Source organism: Flavobacterium sp. MK4S-17 (genome assembly GCF_009848495.1).
In the GTDB taxonomy this organism is placed as follows: domain Bacteria; phylum Bacteroidota; class Bacteroidia; order Flavobacteriales; family Flavobacteriaceae; genus Flavobacterium.
Genome location: NZ_WWEP01000011.1, coordinates 83,120 through 104,231, shown reverse-complemented (window position 1 = coordinate 104,231; position 21,112 = coordinate 83,120). Strand labels below are relative to the sequence as shown.

General features: G+C 41.6%; 16 protein-coding genes and 1 pseudogene. 5 read left to right on the top strand and 12 right to left on the bottom strand.

Features of this window, described 5'->3' with window-relative positions:
- Nucleotides 1-24 precede the first annotated feature (24 nt).
- Nucleotides 25-1,116, top strand: coding sequence for a DNA polymerase IV (gene dinB / locus GSF09_RS05270; RefSeq protein WP_159799891.1), 1,092 nt, complete (start codon nucleotides 25-27; stop codon nucleotides 1,114-1,116).
- Here dinB and GSF09_RS05265 read toward each other — a convergent pair.
- The gene (locus tag GSF09_RS05265) at nucleotides 1,113-3,314 is read right to left on the bottom strand and encodes a patatin-like phospholipase family protein (protein WP_159799890.1); all 2,202 of its coding nucleotides are present in this window, start codon (nucleotides 3,312-3,314) and stop codon (nucleotides 1,113-1,115) included. The two genes, dinB and GSF09_RS05265, sit on opposite strands and share 4 nt — an antisense overlap.
- A gap of 1 nt (nucleotide 3,315) precedes the next feature.
- Entirely contained in the window at nucleotides 3,316-5,109 is a 1,794-nt protein-coding gene (gene uvrC / locus GSF09_RS05260; protein ID WP_159799889.1) for an excinuclease ABC subunit UvrC, read from the bottom strand.
- A gap of 87 nt (nucleotides 5,110-5,196) precedes the next feature.
- Between uvrC and GSF09_RS05255 the strand changes: the two genes are divergently transcribed.
- Nucleotides 5,197-6,162 (top strand): succinylglutamate desuccinylase/aspartoacylase family protein, encoded by a 966-nt coding sequence (locus tag GSF09_RS05255; protein WP_159799888.1) that lies wholly within the window; start codon nucleotides 5,197-5,199, stop codon nucleotides 6,160-6,162.
- A 42-nt stretch (nucleotides 6,163-6,204) separates the two neighbouring features.
- On the opposite strand, the gene GSF09_RS05250 is transcribed toward GSF09_RS05255, so the two are convergent.
- On the bottom strand, nucleotides 6,205-7,164 hold the full coding sequence (locus tag GSF09_RS05250) for an OmpA family protein (RefSeq protein ID WP_159799887.1): 960 nt from the start codon (nucleotides 7,162-7,164) through the stop codon (nucleotides 6,205-6,207).
- A gap of 25 nt (nucleotides 7,165-7,189) precedes the next feature.
- On the bottom strand, nucleotides 7,190-7,951 hold the full coding sequence (locus GSF09_RS05245; RefSeq protein WP_159799886.1) for an exodeoxyribonuclease III: 762 nt from the start codon (nucleotides 7,949-7,951) through the stop codon (nucleotides 7,190-7,192).
- Between the two features lie 190 nt (nucleotides 7,952-8,141).
- Here GSF09_RS05245 and GSF09_RS05240 point away from each other — a divergent pair, with 190 nt between their 5' ends.
- Nucleotides 8,142-9,962 (top strand): lysophospholipid acyltransferase family protein, encoded by a 1,821-nt coding sequence (locus GSF09_RS05240; RefSeq protein WP_159799885.1) that lies wholly within the window; start codon nucleotides 8,142-8,144, stop codon nucleotides 9,960-9,962.
- Nucleotides 9,963-9,991: 29 nt separating this feature from the next.
- On the opposite strand, the gene GSF09_RS13830 is transcribed toward GSF09_RS05240, so the two are convergent.
- The gene (locus GSF09_RS13830; protein ID WP_370515980.1) at nucleotides 9,992-10,321 is read right to left on the bottom strand and encodes a VOC family protein; all 330 of its coding nucleotides are present in this window, start codon (nucleotides 10,319-10,321) and stop codon (nucleotides 9,992-9,994) included.
- A gap of 81 nt (nucleotides 10,322-10,402) precedes the next feature.
- A pseudogene (locus GSF09_RS05235) lies at nucleotides 10,403-11,365 on the bottom strand (2-hydroxyacid dehydrogenase); the annotation flags it as partial.
- Nucleotides 11,366-11,472: 107 nt separating this feature from the next.
- On the opposite strand from GSF09_RS05235, the gene GSF09_RS05230 reads away from it, so the two are divergent.
- The gene (locus GSF09_RS05230) at nucleotides 11,473-12,420 is read left to right on the top strand and encodes a hypothetical protein (protein WP_159799883.1); all 948 of its coding nucleotides are present in this window, start codon (nucleotides 11,473-11,475) and stop codon (nucleotides 12,418-12,420) included.
- Here GSF09_RS05230 and mgtE read toward each other — a convergent pair.
- From mgtE to serS, 5 genes are read right to left on the bottom strand one after another with little or no spacing between them, the layout of a single operon-like run.
- Complete coding sequence (gene mgtE, locus GSF09_RS05225; RefSeq protein ID WP_159799882.1) at nucleotides 12,417-13,769, bottom strand: magnesium transporter; 1,353 nt, start codon at nucleotides 13,767-13,769, stop codon at nucleotides 12,417-12,419. The genes GSF09_RS05230 and mgtE overlap by 4 nt on opposite strands.
- Entirely contained in the window at nucleotides 13,759-14,538 is a 780-nt protein-coding gene (gene rsmA, locus GSF09_RS05220; RefSeq protein ID WP_159799881.1) for a 16S rRNA (adenine(1518)-N(6)/adenine(1519)-N(6))-dimethyltransferase RsmA, read from the bottom strand. Before rsmA ends, mgtE begins: the two co-directional genes overlap by 11 nt.
- A 41-nt stretch (nucleotides 14,539-14,579) precedes the next feature.
- Nucleotides 14,580-14,900: a DUF4286 family protein gene (locus GSF09_RS05215; protein WP_159799880.1), complete on the bottom strand. Its 321-nt coding sequence runs from the start codon at nucleotides 14,898-14,900 to the stop codon at nucleotides 14,580-14,582.
- A gap of 11 nt (nucleotides 14,901-14,911) precedes the next feature.
- A complete protein-coding gene (locus GSF09_RS05210) occupies nucleotides 14,912-16,690 on the bottom strand; it encodes a tetratricopeptide repeat protein (RefSeq protein WP_159799879.1) in 1,779 nt (592 codons plus the stop codon).
- A 57-nt stretch (nucleotides 16,691-16,747) separates the two neighbouring features.
- Complete coding sequence (gene serS / locus GSF09_RS05205) at nucleotides 16,748-18,019, bottom strand: serine--tRNA ligase (RefSeq protein ID WP_159799878.1); 1,272 nt, start codon at nucleotides 18,017-18,019, stop codon at nucleotides 16,748-16,750.
- A gap of 132 nt (nucleotides 18,020-18,151) precedes the next feature.
- Between serS and GSF09_RS05200 the strand changes: the two genes are divergently transcribed.
- A complete protein-coding gene (locus tag GSF09_RS05200; RefSeq protein WP_159799877.1) occupies nucleotides 18,152-20,071 on the top strand; it encodes a M1 family aminopeptidase in 1,920 nt (639 codons plus the stop codon).
- Nucleotides 20,072-20,095: 24 nt separating this feature from the next.
- Here GSF09_RS05200 and GSF09_RS05195 read toward each other — a convergent pair whose 3' ends face one another.
- On the bottom strand, nucleotides 20,096-21,091 hold the full coding sequence (locus GSF09_RS05195; RefSeq protein WP_159799876.1) for an aldo/keto reductase: 996 nt from the start codon (nucleotides 21,089-21,091) through the stop codon (nucleotides 20,096-20,098).
- Nucleotides 21,092-21,112 lie beyond the last annotated feature (21 nt).

Below are 21,112 nucleotides of genomic sequence, written 5' to 3'. Positions count from 1 at the left end.
GATTCCTTTTTTTATTTTTACATCATGGAACCGCAATTGCCAAACCGCAAAATAATCCACGTTGACATGGATGCGTTTTACGCATCGGTTGAGCAACTGGACAATCCCGCTTTAAAAGGGAAACCGCTTGCAGTGGGCGGTGGCGAAAGCCGGGGTGTTGTGGCTGCGGCAAGCTATGAGGCAAGGAAGTTTGGCGTGCGTAGTGCCATGAGCGGCTACCTGGCCAAAAAAAAATGCCCGGAACTGATTTTTGTAAAGCCCCGCTTTGAGCGTTACAGGGAAATTTCCGGGCGCATACGCAACATTTTTTTTGAATATACCGACCTTGTTGAGCCTTTGTCTCTTGATGAAGCCTATCTTGATGTTACACACAATAAAAAAGGCAACCCCAGCGCTACAATGATTGCAAAAGAAATACGCCGGCGCATTTTTGAAGAAACAGGGCTCACAGCTTCGGCAGGTATTTCCATAAATAAATTTATAGCTAAGGTTGCCAGCGATTACAACAAACCCAACGGACAAAAAACGGTTAACCCTGACGAGGTAATTGAATTTTTGGAAGCTTTGCCCATAGGGAAGTTTTACGGGGTGGGAAAAGTTACCCAGGAAAAAATGTACCAACTGGGCATTTTTACCGGCAAAGACCTGAAATTAAAATCAGAAGAATACCTTTCGGAACATTTTGGGAAATCAGGGAGCCATTACTATAACGTGGTTCGGGGCATACACAACAGTGCGGTAAAACCCGACCGCATTGCAAAATCCGTAGGTACGGAACATACTTTTTTTGAAAATCTTGTTTCGGAAGTTTTTATGGAAGAAAAGCTGGAACAGATTGCAAAGGAGTTGGAAAAAAGACTCCAGAAAAAGAAAATTGCGGGCAAGACTGTAACCCTTAAATTAAAGTACAGCGATTTTACACAGCAAACCCGCAGCAAAACCCTGCCTTATTTTATATCGGATAAAAGCCTGATTTTTGAAACGGTTAAGGAATTGCTCTATCAGGAAAAACCAAAAGATTCGGTAAGGCTTTTGGGCATTTCACTTTCTAACCTCAATACCGAGGCGGGAGAAAAAAAGGCAATAGTGGCAGTACAGCTAAAATTTGATTTTTAAAACCAGAAGCCTACACTAAACCATGTTAAATGCTCTTTGGTTTCCGGAGACCAGCTGTGCTTTATCTCTACCGGCCCTATTATGGTTTCAATTCCATAACCCACTGCATAGCCGCTGTATTGCGGTATAGAAAGCACATTGCCTTCTTCATAAATATTTTTACCAATGTTGGCATAATTTGCCGTTACATTAATGTGGTTTTTCCTGATAAACTCATAATCCAGCGTGGCTGCGCCTTTTATATAACTGTTGCCCGAAAGGCTAAGGAAATCATAACCGTAAAAATGACGGAAATTATTTATCATGTTGTAACCGTAACCCCCGAGTATAAAATCAAAAAACGGAACGGTTTCCTCACCTAATGCAAAACCTGTTTCAGCCTGGAGCTCCAGTGTAAATCCATTACATAAATTCTTGGCCGTTCCTATATCGCCTTTTATAATATTAAAGCGGCTGAATGTCCTTGTAAAATCAGAGGAATAAATATAGGATTTTGCCTCTCCTGAAAAATACCAGCCCTCATTTGGAAAATAACGGTTATCATAAGAATCAAACTTGAGGTATCCGTATAATGAAAAGTAATTACTGTTATCAAAAACCGGCTCGTTTTCATCCAGGTTTTCTGATTTTATCTTCAGGAATTTCAATTCTGCACCCGCACCAATCATAAACCTTTGTGCAAATATGGTTTGTATGTATATCTGGTTGCTTATATCGGTAAAATCTATGTTAACCGAACCCAGGTTTAGCTGGTCCAGCAACTCGCCTTCACTAAAGTCGGTGGCAATATTCCGGTTAAAGCTGTTCATTATGGAACGGAAGCCATAGCTGATATGAAAGCCGTTATCAATATAGTAGTTAAAATTATAGCGGAAGTTATCTCCAAGTATAACATCAAGCGATGTTACATCATTACGCATTATCAGTTTTTTCTGGGTGAGGTTTACCAGTATGGCGCTTTTATAAAGCCCGTCATAATGCAACCCAAATTTTAAGTACCTGTTTACGGGGTTTTCTGTAAGGTTAAGTATTAAAACATCGTCTTTTTTCCCCGGCTCAAAACTATAAGAAATTGTATTAAAGTTTTGTGTGGCATTAAGGTTGCTTATCCCCCTGTTAAACCTGTCATACGATATTTTACTATCAGGTTTAAAGCTTAACTTGCCAATAACATAAGACCTTGTATAGCTATCCAGTCCCTTAACCTTAATCTGTTCTATGGAAAGAGAGTCAGTAACCGGTACACGCTCTTTTTTAAGAGGAGCTCCTTTACCTAAAGCGGCAAGGGTATCAAACATTTTGCGCGCAGCTTCTTCCCCTTTTTCTATAATAGATTTTCCTTCATCAAAATCAATTACATTATAGGCGTGTATATCAGGCTTTATATAAATATCAGTAAGCTTGCGCTTCTGCTCCATTTTTTTAATCATCTGGTAGTTGTTAATCTGTACCAGCACCCCGGTTGCGCCTTTTATTTCATCCCTGTCCTTTAAACCGTCCTGCACGTCAACCCCTATAATTATATCTGCGCCCATCTTCCTTAATTCCTCTACCGGATAGTTGTTGGTAACGCCCCCGTCAATAAGTAATCGGCCATCAATAGCTACCGGATAGTATAATGATGGGAAAGCGCCGCTGGCCAGTATAGCATCAGGTAATACACCTTCATGCAGCACTACTTCTTCCCCGGTTTCAATATCGGTTGCAATACACACAAACGGTATGGGCAGGTTAGTGAAATCCCTTATATGCCTCACGTGGTCTGTCAGTTTGCTGATAGTAGTATAATTATATAACCCTTTAGATATAGCCGTTGGAAAACCCAGCCTGAAACCTTTAAAAGGAAGCGTTAAGGCATACATTTCATCATTCCTTTTTTCAAAAAAGCTTTGTGAACTGCGGGGCGTATAATCGCGCAAAAGTGCATCTGCATCCAGCGAGTTGAAAATGGAGTCAAGCTCATTTGCCGAATAGCCCGAAGCGTAAAGCCCCCCTACTATGGCCCCCATGCTGGTACCACCAATATAAGAAACTTCCACCCCCGCTTCTTCCAGCACCTTGAGTACGCCTATATGTGCCAGCCCTTTGGCGCCGCCGCCGCTAAGCACCACGCCCACTTTCGGCTTTTTTTCGCCCTCCTGTGCGGCAACCGTGCCTAAAAGCAACAAGCAAAATAACAGGAGAAGCGGTTTTTTCATTTTATTTGGTTGATTTATAAAACTCAGCAATTTTTCTGGCTTTAGCCGGGCCTACCACCTTGGCAACTTCTTCTTCAGGGGCGGCAGTGAGCCGCTTTACCGACTTAAAATGTTTTAGCAGCGTTACCATGGTCTTTTCACCTATTCCGGGAATTGTTTCCACCGATGTCTGCAAAGCACTCTTACTCCTTTTATCGCGATGGAAGGTAATCCCAAACCGGTGTGCCTCATTACGGAGGTGCTGTATTATTTTGAGCGTTTCCGATTTCTTGTCCAGGTACAGTGGAACAGAATCGCCGGGATAATATATTTCCTCCAGCCTTTTAGCGATGCCTAATATAGTAATTTTACCACGCAATCCCAACACGTCCAGGCTTTTTAATGCAGAGGAAAGCTGCCCTTTGCCACCGTCTATAATTATGAGCTGGGGCAACGGTTCGTTTTCATCCAGCAGCCTGCGGTACCTACGGAAAACAACTTCTTCCATACTGGCAAAATCATTGGGGCCCTCAACCGTTTTTATATTAAAATGCCTGTAATCTTTTTTGCTTGGCTTGCCATCCTTAAACACCACACAGGCAGAAACAGGATTAGTACCCTGAATATTACTGTTGTCAAAACATTCTATATGGCGTGGTTCTTCCGGCAGGCGCAGGTCCTTTTTCATCTGGGCCATTATGCGGTTGGTGTGGCGGTCAGGATCTACAATTTTAATCTGTTTTAGCTGATCCATACGGTAAAACCGGGCATTGCGCTCACTCAGGTCAAGCACCTGCTTTTTATCGCCAAGCTTAGGTACTGTTACTTTTACTGTACCCCCTAAGTCTATAGGAAATGGCAGCAGTATCTCTTTTGCCTTAAGGTTAAAACGTTCGCGCAGTTCCACCACAGCAATTTCAAGCAGTTCGTCATCCGGCTCGTCCAGCTTTTTTTTAATTTCCATATTGTGTGAACGTATTATGGCACCATGCGAAACCTGCATGTAGTTAACATAAGCCATGCTTTCATCGCTCACAATACTAAAAACATCAATATTAGATATACGCGGGTTAAACACTGTGCTCCTTGCCTGGTAGCCTTCCAGCGTTTCTATTTTCTCCTTAATTTTTTGTGCTTCCTCAAATTGCATATCGGCAGCCAAATCCTGCATCTGTTTCCTGAACTGGCGGAGGCTGTCCTTAAAATTACCCTTTAAGATTTCGCGTATGGAATCTACATGATCCTGGTAATTTTTAAATGTTTCATAACCCTCGCATGGCCCTTTGCAATTGCCAATGTGGTATTCAAGGCACACCTTGTACTTGCCTGAACGTATGTTTGATTCACTTAAATCATAATTGCAGGTGCGCAGCGGGTACAATTCCTTTATCATGTCCAGCAGCGTGTGCACTGTCCTAAAAGTTGTATAGGGCCCAAAGTATTCCGAGCCATCACGTATTACATTCCTGGTAGAAAAAATGCGTGGGAAAGGCTCTTTTTTTATGCATATCCAGGGATAGCTTTTATCATCGCGCAGCATTACGTTATAGCGCGGCTGCAGTTTTTTTATAAGATTGTTTTCCAGCAGCAGGGCCTCGCTTTCGGTTGGTACCACAATATGCTTAATGGTGTTTATTTTTCGCACCATAAGCCGTATCCTCCCTGTATCGTGGGTTTTATTAAAGTAGGACATCACCCTCTTCTTAAGGTTCTTTGCCTTACCCACATACAGGAGCTTATCATCCTTATCAAAATACTGGTACACGCCCGGGCTATCGGGCAGGGTTTGTATTTGTAGTTCCAACGGCGTTTGCATACTACAAAGTTAGTGACAAATGAGGTAGTATGAAATGGTATTTTTTGAGGAAATATTTTTCGTTACATTTACAACAAATCAATTTTAATGTCCCATAAGGAGATAACTATTCTTGGTGAAACGATATTGCCGGGCGAAAGCAAAACCATAAATATGGAAATTGCCCGCCTGCACACTATGACCAAACTTAAAATACCCATAATAATCCAGCGTTCTAAAAACCCGGGGCCTGTGGTGCTGTTTACGGCAGGGCTGCATGGCGACGAAATTAACGGTGTGGAAATAGTGCGCCAGCTAATTGTACGCAGGATTAACAAGCCAAAAAGAGGCACTATTATATGCATACCAATAATTAATATTTTCGGGTTTGTAAACAAAACAAGGGAGTTTCCTGACGGGCGCGACCTTAACCGGGTTTTCCCCGGAAGCAAAACAGGTTCACTGGCCAGCAGGTTTGCATGGTACCTGCTAAAGGAAGTGGTTCCGCATGCCGATTACTGCATTGATTTTCATGCCGGCGGTGCCAGCCGTTTTAATGCTGCCCAGATACGTATTGTGCCCAACAACAGGGAACTAAAAGAACTGTCAGACGTTTTTAATGCGCCTTTTACTTTGTATTCTAAAAACATACAGGGTTCCTTTCGCAGTTCGTGCGATAAGCTTGGAGTAAAAATGCTTCTTTTTGAAGGTGGCAAGTCTTTGGATATTAACCATGGAATAACGCATGAAGCCGTAGAGGGCGCAAAGCGTTTCCTGCTGCATTTTGATATGCTGAACCCGCGAAAAAAGTTGCCGGAGCGTGGCAAAACCACTATTTATATTGAAAAATCAGGCTGGGTAAGGGCTAAATATTCAGGGCTTTTGCAAAATGCCGCCACCATAGGGAAGTTTGTAAACAAAGGCGATGTTATAGCCTGCATTACTGACCCGTTCGGCAATTTTGAACACAAAGTAAAGTCGCCTAACACCGGGTATATAATCAATTCAAATGACTCCCCTATTGTATATCAGGGAGATGCCATTTTCCACATATCACAGGATATAGAAAAATAAAAGCCCCGTTATTCGGGGCTTTTGTATCACTTAAACCAGGAATTATATTTCATTAAGCATTTTCGAAATCTCGTCAAGCTTAGGGGTTAGTATAATTTCAATCCTCCTGTTTTTAGATTTTCCTTCAGCAGTTTCATTTGTGGCTACCGGGGCATATTCACCCCTGCCTGCTGCGGTAAGGTTTTTAGGGTCAACACCTTTATTTTCCCTGATTATGTTAACAATGGCTGTAGCTCTTTTTGTAGAAAGATCCCAGTTATTAGCTATCTGCCCGCTGCCATTGTAAGGTACGTTATCGGTATGTCCCTCAATAAGTACTGCAATATCAGGATTATCTGCAAGTACCTTGGCAACTTCGCTCACCGCTTTTTTACCCTCTGTGCCCACTGTCCAGCTACCGGAACCAAAAAGTAGTTTATTTTCCATAGATACATATACTTTACCGTTTTTCTGCTCTACAGTAAGCCCCTTGCCTTCAAAGCTGTTAAGCGCCCTTGAAAGTGTTTCCTTAAGCCTTTTAAGGTTGGCCTCCTGCGCAGCAATCATACCCTCCAGCTCATCTACACGCTGCGAACGGTTTTGAAGTTCACTTTTCAGCTTGTTAAGCCTTTCCTGCTCGGCAGCAAGTGCTTTTTCCTTAGCTTCAAGCTGTGCTAAAAGTTCCCTGTTTTTCTTCATGTTGCTGTCCAGCGCCTCACTGCTGTTTTTTTCCAGCGCAGAATAGGATTCTTTAAGTGTTTTAAGGTTAGACTGTGCTGCTGCATAGTCGGCAGCAAGCTTGTCTCTTTCCGCCTTGAGTTTTTCCAGTTGTCCCTGCAAATCTTTTGCCTGCATATCCAGTTGGTTCCTTTCCTTTGTTAATGATTCATTATCATCGGAAAGCTGGCGGTTTTCCTTTTTAAGGTCGGCATATTTATTTTCGAGGTCTTTATACACCTTTGACGAAACACATGATGTTGTGAGTGCCAGTGCCAATACACCTGCAGAAATCTTCTTTACCATTTTTCTGTTTGTTTTATATTACTTATTACTCAAATTCTATTAATACCGGGCAATGGTCAGAGTGCCTTGCCTCAGGCAAAATCACAGCCCTTGTAAGCCTTTCCCGCATTGGTTCGGTTACCAGTGCATAATCTATGCGCCAGCCCTTGTTATTATTGCGGGCATTGGCGCGGTAGCTCCACCAGCTGTAATGATGCGGATCCTGGTTAAAATGGCGAAAACTGTCAACAAAGCCGTTTTTAATAAATGCATCCAGCCATTGTCTTTCCTCCGGCAAAAACCCCGACACCTTTGCATTACGCACAGGGTCATGTATATCTATTGCCTGGTGGCATATATTATAATCGCCGCATATAATTAAATCAGGTATCTCCTTTTTCAGGTCGTGCACATAATCATAAAAATCGTGCATGTACTGAAATTTATGGTCCAGCCTGTTGATATTTGTGCCCGATGGCAGGTACAGGCTCATTACCGAAAATGTTTTAAAATCCAGCCGGAGGTTACGCCCCTCCCTATCCATATACTCAATACCTGTTCCATATACCACCCTTTCCGGCTTGTGCCTGGAAAATACAGCTACACCGCTATATCCTTTTTTCTCTGCCGAAAACCAGTAGTGGTAAGGGTAGCCTGCTGCCTCAATTTCATCAACCGCCACCTGCTCCTGCATTGCTTTTGTTTCCTGCAGGCAAATAATATCAGGCCCTGCCTGTTTAAGCCAGTCTATAAAACCTTTTGTAAACGCAGCACGAATCCCGTTAACGTTATAAGAAATAATTTTCATTGTATAATTTGTAACTCCAAAATTATCAAAAAAGTATTCAATAACTGCACCCTACAAACCATAGCTTTTTAACCGCCTTATTAACACACTGTATAATAGAACAGTAGGCAAAATCGTTAAAAAAAATTATACTCTTTAACATTTGGTTAGAATTGCTATCTTTGTTTTTTGCTGAAATAACCAAATGTAGATGAGTTTAGTTACCCCTAAAGAAGTTGCAAAAGTAATAAAGACTGATAAATACGGCTTTCTAGGAACTTTTTCAGGATGGTTACTTATGAAGGTTTTAAAAATATCTGCTTTAAACAAAATATACGACAGGAATAAGCACCTGAAAGATGTTGAATTCCTGAATGGCATACTTGACGAATTCCAGATTAAATTTGAAATACCCGAAGAAGACCTAAAACGCCTTCCAAAAGACGGCGCCTATATAACAATATCCAACCACCCCCTTGGTGGTATAGACGGTATATTGCTTTTAAAGCTGATGCTTGAAAGAGAGCCTGATTTTAAAATTATTGCCAATTTCCTGCTGCACCGCATTGAGCCGCTAAAGCCTTATGTTATGCCGGTTAACCCGTTTGAAAGCCATAAGGATGCAAAATCAAGCGTGGCGGGGATAAAGGATGCAATGCGCCACCTTAGCGAAAACAAGCCCTTGGGAATATTTCCCGCAGGTGAGGTATCAACCTACCGGGATGGCAGGCTTGTAGTTGACAGGCCTTGGGAAGAAGGTGCCATAAAGCTGATTAAAAAAGCGGGGGTGCCCGTGGTGCCTATATATTTCCACGCTAAAAACAGCAAGCTTTTTTACCTCCTGTCAAGGCTTAGCGACACGCTGCGGACTGCAAAGCTGCCATCGGAACTGCTTACTCAAAAGGACAGGGTTATAAAAGTAAGGATAGGCAAGCCAATATCTGTAGCAGAGCAAAATGAGCATGAAAATATTGATGCTTACTCTGAATTCCTGAGAAGGAAAACCTATATGCTGGCTAACCCTTTTGAGAAGGGAACCAAGCTTATTGACCCTGACAAGTTAAACCTGAAACTGCCTAAAAGCCCTAAAAACCCGAAGCAGATTGCAACACCTGCAACACCCGACAAGATACTTTCGGAAATAAAGGCTATAAGAAAAGGAGACTACCGGTTACTGCAAAGCAAAAACTATGAGGTGTTTTTTGTTTCGGCAGATAAAATACCCAACATCCTGCATGAAATAGGCCGCCTGCGCGAAATAACATTCCGGGCTGTGGGCGAAGGCACCAATGAATCCATAGACCTTGACCAGTATGACCGTTATTACCACCATATGTTCCTGTGGGATGACGACACAAAAGAGATAGCCGGGGCTTACCGTATGGGGCTTGGCAGCGAAATATACAAGCAGCATGGTATAGGCGGTTTTTACCTTCATGACCTTTTCCGTTTTGAGCCGGAATTGTATGACATGATGTCGAAATCCATTGAAATGGGCCGTGCTTTTATTGTAAAGGATTACCAGCAAAAGCCCATGCCTTTATTCCTGCTGTGGAAAGGTATTGTGCATACTACCCTGCGCTATCCTGAACACAAATACCTTATTGGCGGGGTTAGCATCAGCAACCAGTTTTCGCAGTTCTCCAAATCGCTGATGATTGAATTTATGAAATCGCATTATTACGACCCTTATATAGCACAATATGTACATCCTAAAAAGGAATATAAGGTAAAACTTAAAGATGCCGATAAAGATTTTGTATTTAATGAGGCAGAAGCCGACCTGAATAAATTTGACAAAATTATTGAAGAAGTAGAGCCGGGCAACCTGCGCCTGCCGGTACTTATAAAAAAATATATTAAGCAAAATGCGCGTGTTATAGCCTTTAATGTAGACCCGCTTTTTAATAATGCTGTTGACGGGCTTATGTATATACGCATAGCCGACCTGCCGGAAAGCACCGTAAAACCTGTTATGGAAGAATTTCAGGCAGAACTGGAGCGCAAACTTGCTGAAAGGGAAGAAAATTAAAAAAGGCCTTCAAATTAAGGCTTTTATATTTAAAGAAATGCCCTGTCGTTGGGCTCCCATAATTCTATTTTATTGCCTTCTACATCAAGTATCCAGGCAAATTTACCATAATCATAAGCTTCAGGCTCACCTACAAGTGTTACACCTTCTGCTTTAAGTTTTATTAAAAGATTATCTAAATCGTGAACCCTAAAGTTTTGCATAAACTGTTTTTGTGAAGGCTCAAAGTATTTAGTATCGGCATCAAAAGGCGACCATTGTGTCATTGCATCATTACCCGATGTATCTTTCCACCAAAATGAACAGCCATAGTTATCAATAGTAAGCCCCAAATGTTTTTTGTACCATTCTTTCAGCACTGCCGGGTTATCAGATTTAAAAAATACGCCTCCTATTCCCGTAACGCGTTTTTCTTCCTCGGCAGCAATCTCATCTTCAAAATAAATTGCTTTTATTTTATTGGCAATTACCTGTGCCAGTTTTTCATGGCTTTCAAAAGTCCAGCCAGCTATGTGTGGCGAAAGCAGTACATTATCGGCATCTAAAAGATATTGAAAGTCCTCCGGCAGTACAGCGTTGTCCGCAAAAAGGTGTTCAAATGATAATTTTTCATATTCCAGCACATCAAGCGCAGCACCTAAAATTTTGCCCTTTTGCAGAGCCAAGGCCAGGTCTTTTGTAACAACACTTTTACCTCTTGCAGTATTTATAAGCCAAAAAGGTTTTGCAAATGCATTAATAAAATCAGTGTTTACCATTTTATTGGTTTCAGGAGTCCAGGGTGTGTGCAGGCTAAGTACATCTGCCTTTTGCTGTAGTTCGTTTAGTGTAACCTGTTTTGCGTTTGCATCACCCACGCCTGGCTTTATATCATGGCAAAGCACCTCTGCATCAAAACCACGTAGTTTTTTAGCAAATGATTTGCCCATATTGCCGTAACCTATAATACCCACCGTTTTACCTTCCAGCTCATGCCCGCGGTTGCCTTCCCTTATCCACTGCCCCTGCCTTATCTGCCTGTCGGCCCTGTTCAGGTTGTTGAATAAAGATAGTAGCATTCCCAAAGCCTGCTCGCCAACAGCATTGCTGTTTCCTTCAGGGGCGGCAATTAAATGAATGCCTTTAGCTTCAGCATAACTGCAGTCAATACTTTCCAGCCCGGCACCCACCCTTGCAATAAATTTCAGGTTTATCGCTTTGTCCAAAAAAGCTTTATCAATGATAAAACGGCTGCGTATCACGATGCCATTATACAGCTCTATTTTGGCTTCAATATCTTCTTTAGCCGAGGTATAATCTGCCTCATTGGTAAACCCTGCCTGCTCCAGCTGCTGCCACAACAGGGGGTGGTTAGTATCTAAATGCAATATTTTAATTTCCTTTGCTATAGATGTATCGGTCATTTCCTTTTTTGATTGTTTTTACAAAATTACACAAAGCAGCGGCAAACGCCTTTATAATAAATAAAGTAATTTAACAGTTATAATAAGTACCAAACCAACTTACTACTATGAAATACCTATTACCTTTTATCTTATTGGCAGGCTTATGCAAAGCACAGGAAGATTATGGCAATTTTACCAGAGTAACTGCATACAGACTTGTAAACCAATATGAGAGCAGGGAAAAACCATGCAGCATAAAAGAGTATGTAAAGCGCGAACAAAGGGTAGGTTATTACATACAGGCAGAACAATCTACAGATGCCGGTATGGCCTACGGATTATTACGTTTAAAAAACGAGGCCTTGCTAAACTGGCCTGCACAAAAGCATGAATGCAGTAATAACTGGAGCGGCAATGAAACTATACGCAACATGTATATAATAGAAATTAATAAACATAGGGATACACTTTACACCACTACAGATAATTGTGCTTTTTTTATACCTGAAGGAAAAGTATTTTTTGACAATGAAAGCGCTATCACAGGTACATTAAATGATACTTTTAAAGACTTTTTCAGCAGGGATTTTACAAAAGAAATAAAGGAACACAAACCCGATTCCATTTCGGTAGAAAAGGTAACTATAAACGGGTTGTCGCCCTATAACCTGAACCGTAAAAGCTTTGAGAAAAAGATAGGAAAATTTCAGCTTGCCCGAACCGATTCTGTTTTTAACCGTACTACAGAAGTATATAAGGAATACTGGCTTAACAACCTGCAAACAAAGTTTAACGAACCTTCGGGAAAAATACATGAACTGAATTACAGATATGCAACCGGCGATTTCCAGGACACATTTACACTTCGCTTGGGCGGTTTGCAGGCAGGTGACAGTATAGGAAAAGTAATAAAGTTGTTTCCTGCCTCAGCAAAATTCAGGAATTGGGGTGCACATACTTCCGCCCCACAGGCCAGCTCCTATTATGAAGTACAGTTTACCGGTGAAAAGGGTTTTGCCTTTATATATATAAGAGATGAAGTAATACGGGAAATCGAAATTACTTTTTTTTAAAACCCAAGTATAGCCTTTGCTATAGAAAAATAAATCAATATTCCGCAGATATCATTACTGGTTGTGATAAAAGGCCCGGTGGCAAGCGCAGGGTCAATACCCCCCCTGTTAAGCAATATAGGTATAAAAGTACCTATAAGCGACGCAATAATAATAACTGAAACTAATGATACACTAACCGTAAGGCCTAAATCATAATCCACATTAAGTAAAAAATGGCTGCCTAAAACCAGGATTACAGCCAATATGGAGCCATTTAAAAGACTGAGCATTACTTCCTTTATAAGCCTTCCAAAAAGCGAGCCGCTAAGGCTGTTGTTGGCAAGGCCCTGCACTATAATTGCAGAAGATTGCACACCCACATTACCCGCCATAGCTGCAATAAGTGGTGTAAAATAAAACAATTCGCTGTGCTTTTCCATAGCATCATCAAAAAGCCCCATTACCTTAACGGTAATAAACCCTCCCAGTAATGCCAGTACCAGCCAGGGCAGGCGCGCTTTGGTAAGGTCAATAATACTGTCGTCCGCCTCTACGTCCTGTGAGATACCCGCAGCCAACTGGTAATCCTTATCGGCCTCTTCCTTAATTACGTCCACAATATCATCAATGGTAATACGCCCTACAAGCCTGCCTAGTTCATCTACAACAGGTATGGCCTCAAGGTCATACCGCTGCATTATACGTGCCACTTCCACATCGGGTGTGTTTACCTTCACAAAATCCACTTTAGGAATATATACTTCGCTGATAGGCGTTTTTGTCGACGTTGTCAGCAGGTCTTTAAGTGAAAGCCTGCCTTTCAGCCTGTTTTCATCATCTACAACGTATATAGAGTGCACACGCTGTACATTTACGGCCTGTACGCGCATCTCCTTAACACAAGTAAGCACGTTCCAGTTTTCGTTTACCTTAACAAGCTCTTTCCCCATAAGCCCGCCCGCAGTATCTTCATCATAGCGCAACAGGTCAACAATATCCTTGGCATGCTCAACATCAAGCAATTCCGAAATAACCTCTTCCTTCCTTTCCTGCGGAAGCTCAGCAATAATATCCGCAGCGTCATCGGTACTTAACTCGTCAAGCTCTTCGGCAATTTCTTTGGGCGAAAGTTCCTTTAATATTTTTTCCCTTACCTCTTCATCAAGCTCAAGAAGAATTTCCGCTGTTTTTTCACTGTCAAGTATATGGAATATATAAATCGCGCCGGAATCATCAAGTTCGCCCATTATTTCGGCAATATCGGCATAGTGGAGGTCTTCAAGGAGGTTTTGAAGTTCCTTCTCCCTGTTCTCACTTATATATTGCTCTATCTGGTTTATGAAATCCCTGCTGATTTTAAACTCCATAGGCTGCTATTTTTTGGGTTAACTCAATAAACTGTGCTACCGAAAGCTGTTCCGGACGGAGGTCAAAGATACTATCTTCCTTTAAATTATCGGCCAGGTTAAATGTTTTTAAACTGTTACGCAGGGTTTTCCTGCGCTGGTTAAATGCAGTTTTTACCACATTAAAATACAGTTTTTCATCGCACGGCAGGTTATAGTTTTCTTTCCTGCGGAGCCTCAGCACCCCTGATTTAACCTTTGGCGGCGGGTTAAACACATGTTCCGGCACAGTAAAAAGATATTCGGCATCATAAAACGCCTGCACCAGTACCGATAGGATACCGTAAGTTTTACTGCCCTTGCTTTCGCAAATCCTTTCTGCCACCTCCTTTTGGAACATGCCTGCAAACTCCGGTATCCTGTCGCGCATTTCCAATGCCCTGAATACAATTTGCGAAGATATATTGTAAGGAAAATTTCCAATGATGGCAAAAGGTGCATCGCCAAAAACTTCGGAAAGATTATATTTAAGAAAGTCTTTCGAGATTATTTTACCCTGCAACGCAGGATAATTTTTTTCAAGATACTCAACCGACTCTGTATCAATTTCTATAACATAGGTTTCAACCGGCTTTTCAAGCAGGTATTTGGTAAGCACGCCCATACCCGGGCCAATTTCCAATACTTTGCCGTAACCGCTTAATGTTAGTGTATCGGCAATATCTTTCGCTATATTTTCATCTTTGAGGAAATGCTGCCCCAAATGTTTTTTGGCCTTAACTTTATCCATAACTTATATTGCCTGCTGCACTACAGGCACAGGCCGGGTAATTATTCAGGTTTAAATTCCTTCAACAGCTCAAGCTCGGTACGGAAAGCGAGCATTTTGTCGCCAAAAAGCCTGGCTCCTTCTTCCCTCATACGTGGGGCAAAATCATTGTAATACTGTTCAAGCTTTTCCTTGCTTTCTGTAAAAAACTGTACAGAATACGTAGTACCGCCGGACTCCTCCACTATTAGCACCTTTACCATTTTTGCTTCGGTAAACATTCCTGTTCCCAGCATTTCGGGTATATGCTTTTCCTGCATCCAGCGAAGCCACTGTTCGTGTACACTGTCGTCAATATTTATAGTTACATTATATATAATCATCTTATTAAAAGTTAAGTGTTCATATCGCCCCTCAACTGGCGGAACTGCTTCCTTGCTTCCACAAAATAAATGCTGTCCTGATGGTTAAACAGTACCTTTTCATATAGGGGCTTTGCCTTTTCGGCATCCTGTAATTTTTTATTATATATCTCTGCCGAAAAAAACAGGGCTTCGTCTATATAAATGCCTTCGGCATAATTATCAATAATACGGGCATAGTATTCAAGAGCTGCAGTATAATCGCCTTTCTCCTCATAAATCTTGCCTACACGCAGCAATGTTACATCCTGTATGCTTTTGGTGTTATCATTATCCAGTATATCCTTAAACTGTGCAAGTGCCTCCTCCTTTTTATTCTGGTAAAGCTTAAAGTCTGCCCGCGCAAATTTTTTAAGTGCGGTTTGTGTACTGTCTTCCACAGTATTGTCATTTATCAGTAAAAACAATTCCAGGGCATCATTGGCAATAAGCTGGGAAACTGATGATTTTAATACCTTAAGCTGCTTTTGCGCCCACTCAAAATCACCTTTAAAATAACTGGCTTTAGCCACCTTTAAACTGGCTTCGTGCCCTACTGCATCATTTTTCAGGTCTTCCTCTATCTGGGCATAATAAATTATTGCCTGGTTAAATTTTTCATCCAGCAGCAATATATCCGAAAGCTTCATTTTTACAGTTGCTGTCTGATATTTGTTAAGCTGCAGCTTAAGTGCGTTGTTTAATGTTGCAATACCTGCCTGTATGTTTTTTAGATAAAACGCTTCAAAATCTGCCTTTTGCACCTGTAAAGCAAGTGAGTAAGGCGTAATACCATATTGCGACAGGAGGTTATTTATTTTCTTTTCTATGGCAGGGTAATCTTTTTCGCCGGCCGATTCAATTTCCATTTCAAGCAGGTAATAATGCGATTGCATTTGCAAGTCCGGATCCTGTGTGTTTTCAAGGATAAACGACAGTATTTCGCGGGCTGCGTCTTTCTCGTCCTCATCAATGGCAAGCTTTGCGAGGTTTACAATATTACCAAAGCTATCGGGGTTTCTCCTGTAAATGGCCTTTTCCTGAATAAAGGCTTTACCATAATCCCTTTGCTGCACAAAAAACCAGCTAAGAAATTCATTCCAGAAAATATCCTGTGTTTTTTGCGTATTCACCAATAGCGCCTTGCGTAATGAGGAAACAAAAGTATCCTGCGATTCCTCATTCATAAAACGCGAAAGCTGCCCCTGCACCAAATGCAGGTTGTGCTGGTTACTATAGGCATAGCTCAATAATTTTTCAATCATCAGGTCTATGTTGCCCAATTGCCCCTGCAATATTGCAGTCTGGTAATCAAAATTCAGGCTTTTATTTACCGAAACAGCGGTTTCGTATGTTTTTAAAGCCTGCTGCACCAATACCTTCTGTTCAAAATTATTGGCTACAGTATATACATAGCCGGGATTTTCGGCAATTGCATCTATTGCCGCCTGGTAATTTTTTTCGGCACTGGCCATATCGCCCTTTAGCTGGTAATTATAGCCCAGCTCTACATACAATGTGGGTTGTTTTAGGCTTACTATTTTTTCTTTCAGCAATTTTTCAGCTTTATCATATTGCTGGAGCTGCTGATAACAGGCTGTTATCTTTTGTATTAAAAAAGTATTGTTAGGCTGTTTTTCGGCTATATCCTGATAGATAACAAGTGCTTTTTCAAATTCGCCCGCATCAAAATAATTTAAGGCCAGTTGTTCGTTTTGCGAAAAAACCACAACTGACCATAAAAAAACCAATACGGTAATAATTTTCTTCATCCCTTGTTTTTTGTAAAATGAGAAAAGATGAAAAAACATCCACCCTAAACAAATTTACTAATTTATAATGTCAAAACCGGTATAAGGGCGCAAAACTTCGGGTATTACAATCCCTTCGGGCGTCTGGTAGTTTTCCAGTATGCCTGCAAGCACCCTTGGCAACGCAAGTGAACTCCCGTTCAAAGTATGTGCCAAATGGTTTTTGCCTTCCTTATCGCGAAAACGCAGTCTAAGCCTGTTTGACTGGAAAGTTTCAAAATTCGAAACAGAGCTTATTTCCAGCCAACGGTCCTGTGCAGTAGAAAACACCTCAAAATCATACGTTAACGCCGAAGCAAAACCCATATCACCGCCGCAAAGGCGCAATATCCTGTAAGGCAGTTTTAACTCCTTAAGCAGTGTTTTAACATGCTCCACCATACCATCCAGCGCTTCAAACGATTTGTCAGGATGCTCAATGCGCACAATCTCCACTTTATCAAACTGGTGCAGGCGGTTCAGGCCACGAACGTGTGCCCCGTAAGAGCCTGCCTCCCTGCGGAAACAAGGTGTATAGCCTGTACACATTACAGGAAGCTCACTTTCCTGCAATATAACATCGCGGAAAATATTAGTTACAGGAACTTCTGCTGTTGGTATAAGGTAAAGGTCATCAAGCCCAACGTGGTACATCTGGCCTTCTTTATCAGGTAATTGACCTGTGCCGTAACCCGATGCTTCATTTACCAAATGCGGAACCTGGTATTCCTTATAGCCCGCATTGGTATTTTTATCCAGGAAATAGGTAATAAGTGCACGTTGCAGCCTGGCTCCTTTGCCTTTATATACAGGGAAACCTGCGCCTGTTATTTTATTTCCAAGCTCAAAATCTATAATATCATATTTTTTAGCTAACTCCCAGTGGGGCAGTGCCCCTTCAAAAAGCACCGGTATATCGCCCTCGCGGTGCACCTCCTCATTATCATCTGCTGATTTACCTGCAGGAACAATATCCGCAGGAACGTTTGGAAGTTTATATAATGCCTGTGCAAGTTCTTCAGTTACGGCATTCAGCTTTTCAGTAAGCTCTTTGCTTTTTTCCTTATGCTGGGTTGTTTTTTCTTTTAATATGCCTGCCTTGGCTTTTTCTCCGGCCTTAATTAACTCGCCAATATCTTTGGACAGCTTGTTGGATTCCGAAAGGATAGTATCAAGTTCTGTTTGTGTTGCCCTCCTTTTTTCATCAAGAGCAATAACTTCATCTACAAGCGGTGCGGCATCTATATTCCTTTTGCCCAGCCCCTGTATTACTTTTTCCCTGTTTTCCCTGAGAAATGCTGTCTGTAACATGATTATTGGTTTTTAGTAAAGTGAGCAAATTTAATGAATTGTTTTAATTATTACCCGGTTAAACAAGCCATGCTAAACTTTTAATAACTTTAAAAATATTTTTTCTGACTACATTTGAAAAATTTTGTACTTATGAAACCGATTTACATTATTATATCCCTTTTTTGCTCGCTTACTTTTTTATATGCCCAGCAGGAACAGGATTTTAACCGTATAGTTGAAGCCGAAATGAAATCGGGCTACCGGCTTAAAAATTTTACGGCTAATGAAAACACCGGTAATTATGATGTTAACTATCATAATCTTGCAATTAATGTAAACCCGGCCGTGCAATTTGTAAGCGGGGTAGTAACCACCACTTTTACAGCAAAGGAAAATATGGCTACCATTACTTTCGACCTAAGCAACCAGCTTACGGTGAGTGCTGTTACGCAAAATAGTACGCAACTTAATTTTGAGCAAAATAATAATGATGAACTGGTGATAACCTTTCCCTCGGTATTGCCGCAAGGCGCACAATCAACAGTTACTATTACTTATTCCGGCGCACCCCCAACGGAACAGGAAGCCTTTGTTACAAGCGCACATAATGGCACACCTGTTTTATGGACATTATCTGAACCCTATGGCGCTAAAGACTGGTGGCCCTGCAAACAGGACCTGATTGACAAGATTGAAAGCATAGATGTACGCATAACAGCACCCCAACAGTATATAAGTGTTGCCAACGGTATGGAGCAGTCGCAAACAATAAATAGCAATGGTACAAAAACAACACATTTTCACCACGGCTACCCTATACCTGCATACCTTGTGGCTATAGCAGTTACGAATTACAGCATATACAATCAAACGGCAGGTACGGCACCTAACACTTTCCCCATAGTTAATTACCTTTATCCGGAAAATTTTACTCAGGCGCAAAACCTGCTTGGTGTTACATTGCCTATAATGAGTCTGTTTGAGGAATTATTTGAAACGTATCCTTTCCATACCGAAAAGTACGGGCATGCACAATACGGTTTTGGAGGTGGTATGGAGCATACCACTGTATCATTCATGGGTAACTTTAGCAGGGAGCTTATAGCACATGAGCTTGCACACCAGTGGTTTGGTGATAAAGTAACCTGTGGTTCATGGAAAGACATTTGGCTTAATGAGGGGTTTGCCACATACCTTTCGGGGCTTGTTGTGGAACATCTGGATGGCAATTTATCCTTTAATCAGTGGAAGTCAGGTAAAATAAACAATATCACTGCTTTTCCTAACGGAAACCTGTACTTAACAGATGCCGACACTACAAGCATTAACCGTATTTTCAGCAGCAGGCTTAGCTATAATAAAGGGGCAATGGTGCTGCACATGCTGCGATTTAAGGTAGGAAATGAAAATTTTTACCAGGGAATTAAAAATTACCTGGCTGACGAAAACCTTGCTTATGGCTATGCAAAAACGCCCGATTTGGAAGCGCACCTGGAAGCTGCTTCCGGTATGGATTTAACCGAATTTTTCCTTGACTGGGTGTACCGCCAGGGATACCCAAGCTATACGGTTACAGCACAAAACTGGGGAGCCGGCCAGGTAAAAATTACTGTAGGCCAAACACAGTCGCATTCCTCGGTTTCTTATTTTGAAATGCCTTTACCCATACGTTTAATTGGCACGGGAGGGCAGCAGCAAAATATAATTGTGGATAATACCTATAACGGCCAGGAATTTATTGTAAATGTCCCTTTCAATATTATATCTGTACAGTTTGACCCTGAACGCAACATTATTTCCGCTAATAATTCTGCAACACTTGGAGTAAAGGATTATGAAGGAAATGAACCCATAAAGTTATTTCCAAATCCATCAAAAAACCAGCTAAACATAACCCTTCCCGATGGGCTGGCGGTGCAAAAAGCTACATTTTACAATACCGCCGGGCAAAAGGTGCTTGAATCGGGGAACACCAACCAATGGAATATAGCATCACTTTCGGCTGGGGAATATTTTATCACATTATTAACCAACAGGGGTAACAAATACCTGAAATTTATAAAGGGCTAAAAAAGCCGCCTAATGGCAGCTTTTTTATTTAACAAGCTCAAGTTTATTTATTTCATCAGTAATAAATGTAATTTCATCAGTCGTAAGCTTCACATTTACAGCCCTGGCGTTCTGCACGCTTTGTTCGGCATTTCTTGCTCCTGCAAGGGCTATGGTAATACCAGGCTGCTCAATAGTCCATCGCAGTACAAGCTGTGAAAGGGTGGCATTTTTTTCTGCTGCAAGCGGCCTTAATTTATCAAGGAACTCACTGGTGCGTTTCAGGTTTTCCTCTTTATAAAAATAAAGGTTTGCCCTGTGGTCGCCTTCGGCAAAAACATGGCCCGGCTTCATCTTCCCGGTAAGCAATCCTCTTTCCAAAGGGCTGTAGGCAATAACCGCCTTCCCGCTCTCAATACAATATGGAATGAGTTCCTTTTCAATGTCACGCTTAACCATGCTGTATGGTACCTGGTCGGAAATTATATTTACATATTTATCAGCCTCCTGTACCTGAGCAGCGCTATAGTTGCATACACCTGCATAACGCACTTTGCCTTCCTTTATAATTTGTGCCACGGTTTCCATCGTTTCCTGTATAGGTGTTGTGCTTTCCGGCCAGTGAATCTGGTACAGGTCTATATAGTCGGTTTTAAGCCTGCGCAGGCTGTCTTCACATTCCTTAATAATACTTTCTTTTCCGGCATATTTATACACATCAATATCCTGCCCGCTGTTATTTTTGCTTTTCATGGCAAAGTCGCCTTTCGCCAAATCCCAGCGCATGCCAAACTTGGTAAGTATCTGTACTTTATCCCTGCCTATTCCCTGTATTGCCTGTGCCACAATTTCCTCACTGTCGCCCTGCCCATATATCGGTGCAGTGTCTATAGAAGTTACACCCTCATCATACGATTTCCTTATTGCCTCAATAGCATCATTGCGCTCTGTGCCACCCCACATCCATCCACCGGCAGCCCATGCTCCAAAAGTTATTGCTGAAAGCTGTAAATCTGAATTTCCTATTTTCCTGTATTCCATTTCTTTTCTTTTTCTAAATAT

Bases quoted from the DNA above. Each gene is read 5' to 3' on its own strand.
- serS (WP_159799878.1), bottom strand. From the start codon at position 18,019: ATGTTACAGACAGCATTTCTCAGGGAAAACAGGGAAAAAGTAATACAG.
- dinB (WP_159799891.1), top strand. From the start codon at position 25: ATGGAACCGCAATTGCCAAACCGCAAAATAATCCACGTTGACATGGAT.
- uvrC (WP_159799889.1), bottom strand. From the start codon at position 5,109: ATGCAAACGCCGTTGGAACTACAAATACAAACCCTGCCCGATAGCCCG.
- mgtE (WP_159799882.1), bottom strand. From the start codon at position 13,769: ATGGAGTTTAAAATCAGCAGGGATTTCATAAACCAGATAGAGCAATAT.
- GSF09_RS05245 (WP_159799886.1), bottom strand. From the start codon at position 7,951: ATGAAAATTATTTCTTATAACGTTAACGGGATTCGTGCTGCGTTTACA.
- GSF09_RS05265 (WP_159799890.1), bottom strand. From the start codon at position 3,314: ATGAAAAAACCGCTTCTCCTGTTATTTTGCTTGTTGCTTTTAGGCACG.
- GSF09_RS05215 (WP_159799880.1), bottom strand. From the start codon at position 14,900: ATGATTATATATAATGTAACTATAAATATTGACGACAGTGTACACGAA.
- GSF09_RS05210 (WP_159799879.1), bottom strand. From the start codon at position 16,690: ATGAAGAAAATTATTACCGTATTGGTTTTTTTATGGTCAGTTGTGGTT.
- GSF09_RS05200 (WP_159799877.1), top strand. From the start codon at position 18,152: ATGAAACCGATTTACATTATTATATCCCTTTTTTGCTCGCTTACTTTT.
- GSF09_RS05255 (WP_159799888.1), top strand. From the start codon at position 5,197: ATGTCCCATAAGGAGATAACTATTCTTGGTGAAACGATATTGCCGGGC.
- GSF09_RS05250 (WP_159799887.1), bottom strand. From the start codon at position 7,164: ATGGTAAAGAAGATTTCTGCAGGTGTATTGGCACTGGCACTCACAACA.
- rsmA (WP_159799881.1), bottom strand. From the start codon at position 14,538: ATGGATAAAGTTAAGGCCAAAAAACATTTGGGGCAGCATTTCCTCAAA.
- GSF09_RS05240 (WP_159799885.1), top strand. From the start codon at position 8,142: ATGAGTTTAGTTACCCCTAAAGAAGTTGCAAAAGTAATAAAGACTGAT.
- GSF09_RS05230 (WP_159799883.1), top strand. From the start codon at position 11,473: ATGAAATACCTATTACCTTTTATCTTATTGGCAGGCTTATGCAAAGCA.
- GSF09_RS05195 (WP_159799876.1), bottom strand. From the start codon at position 21,091: ATGGAATACAGGAAAATAGGAAATTCAGATTTACAGCTTTCAGCAATA.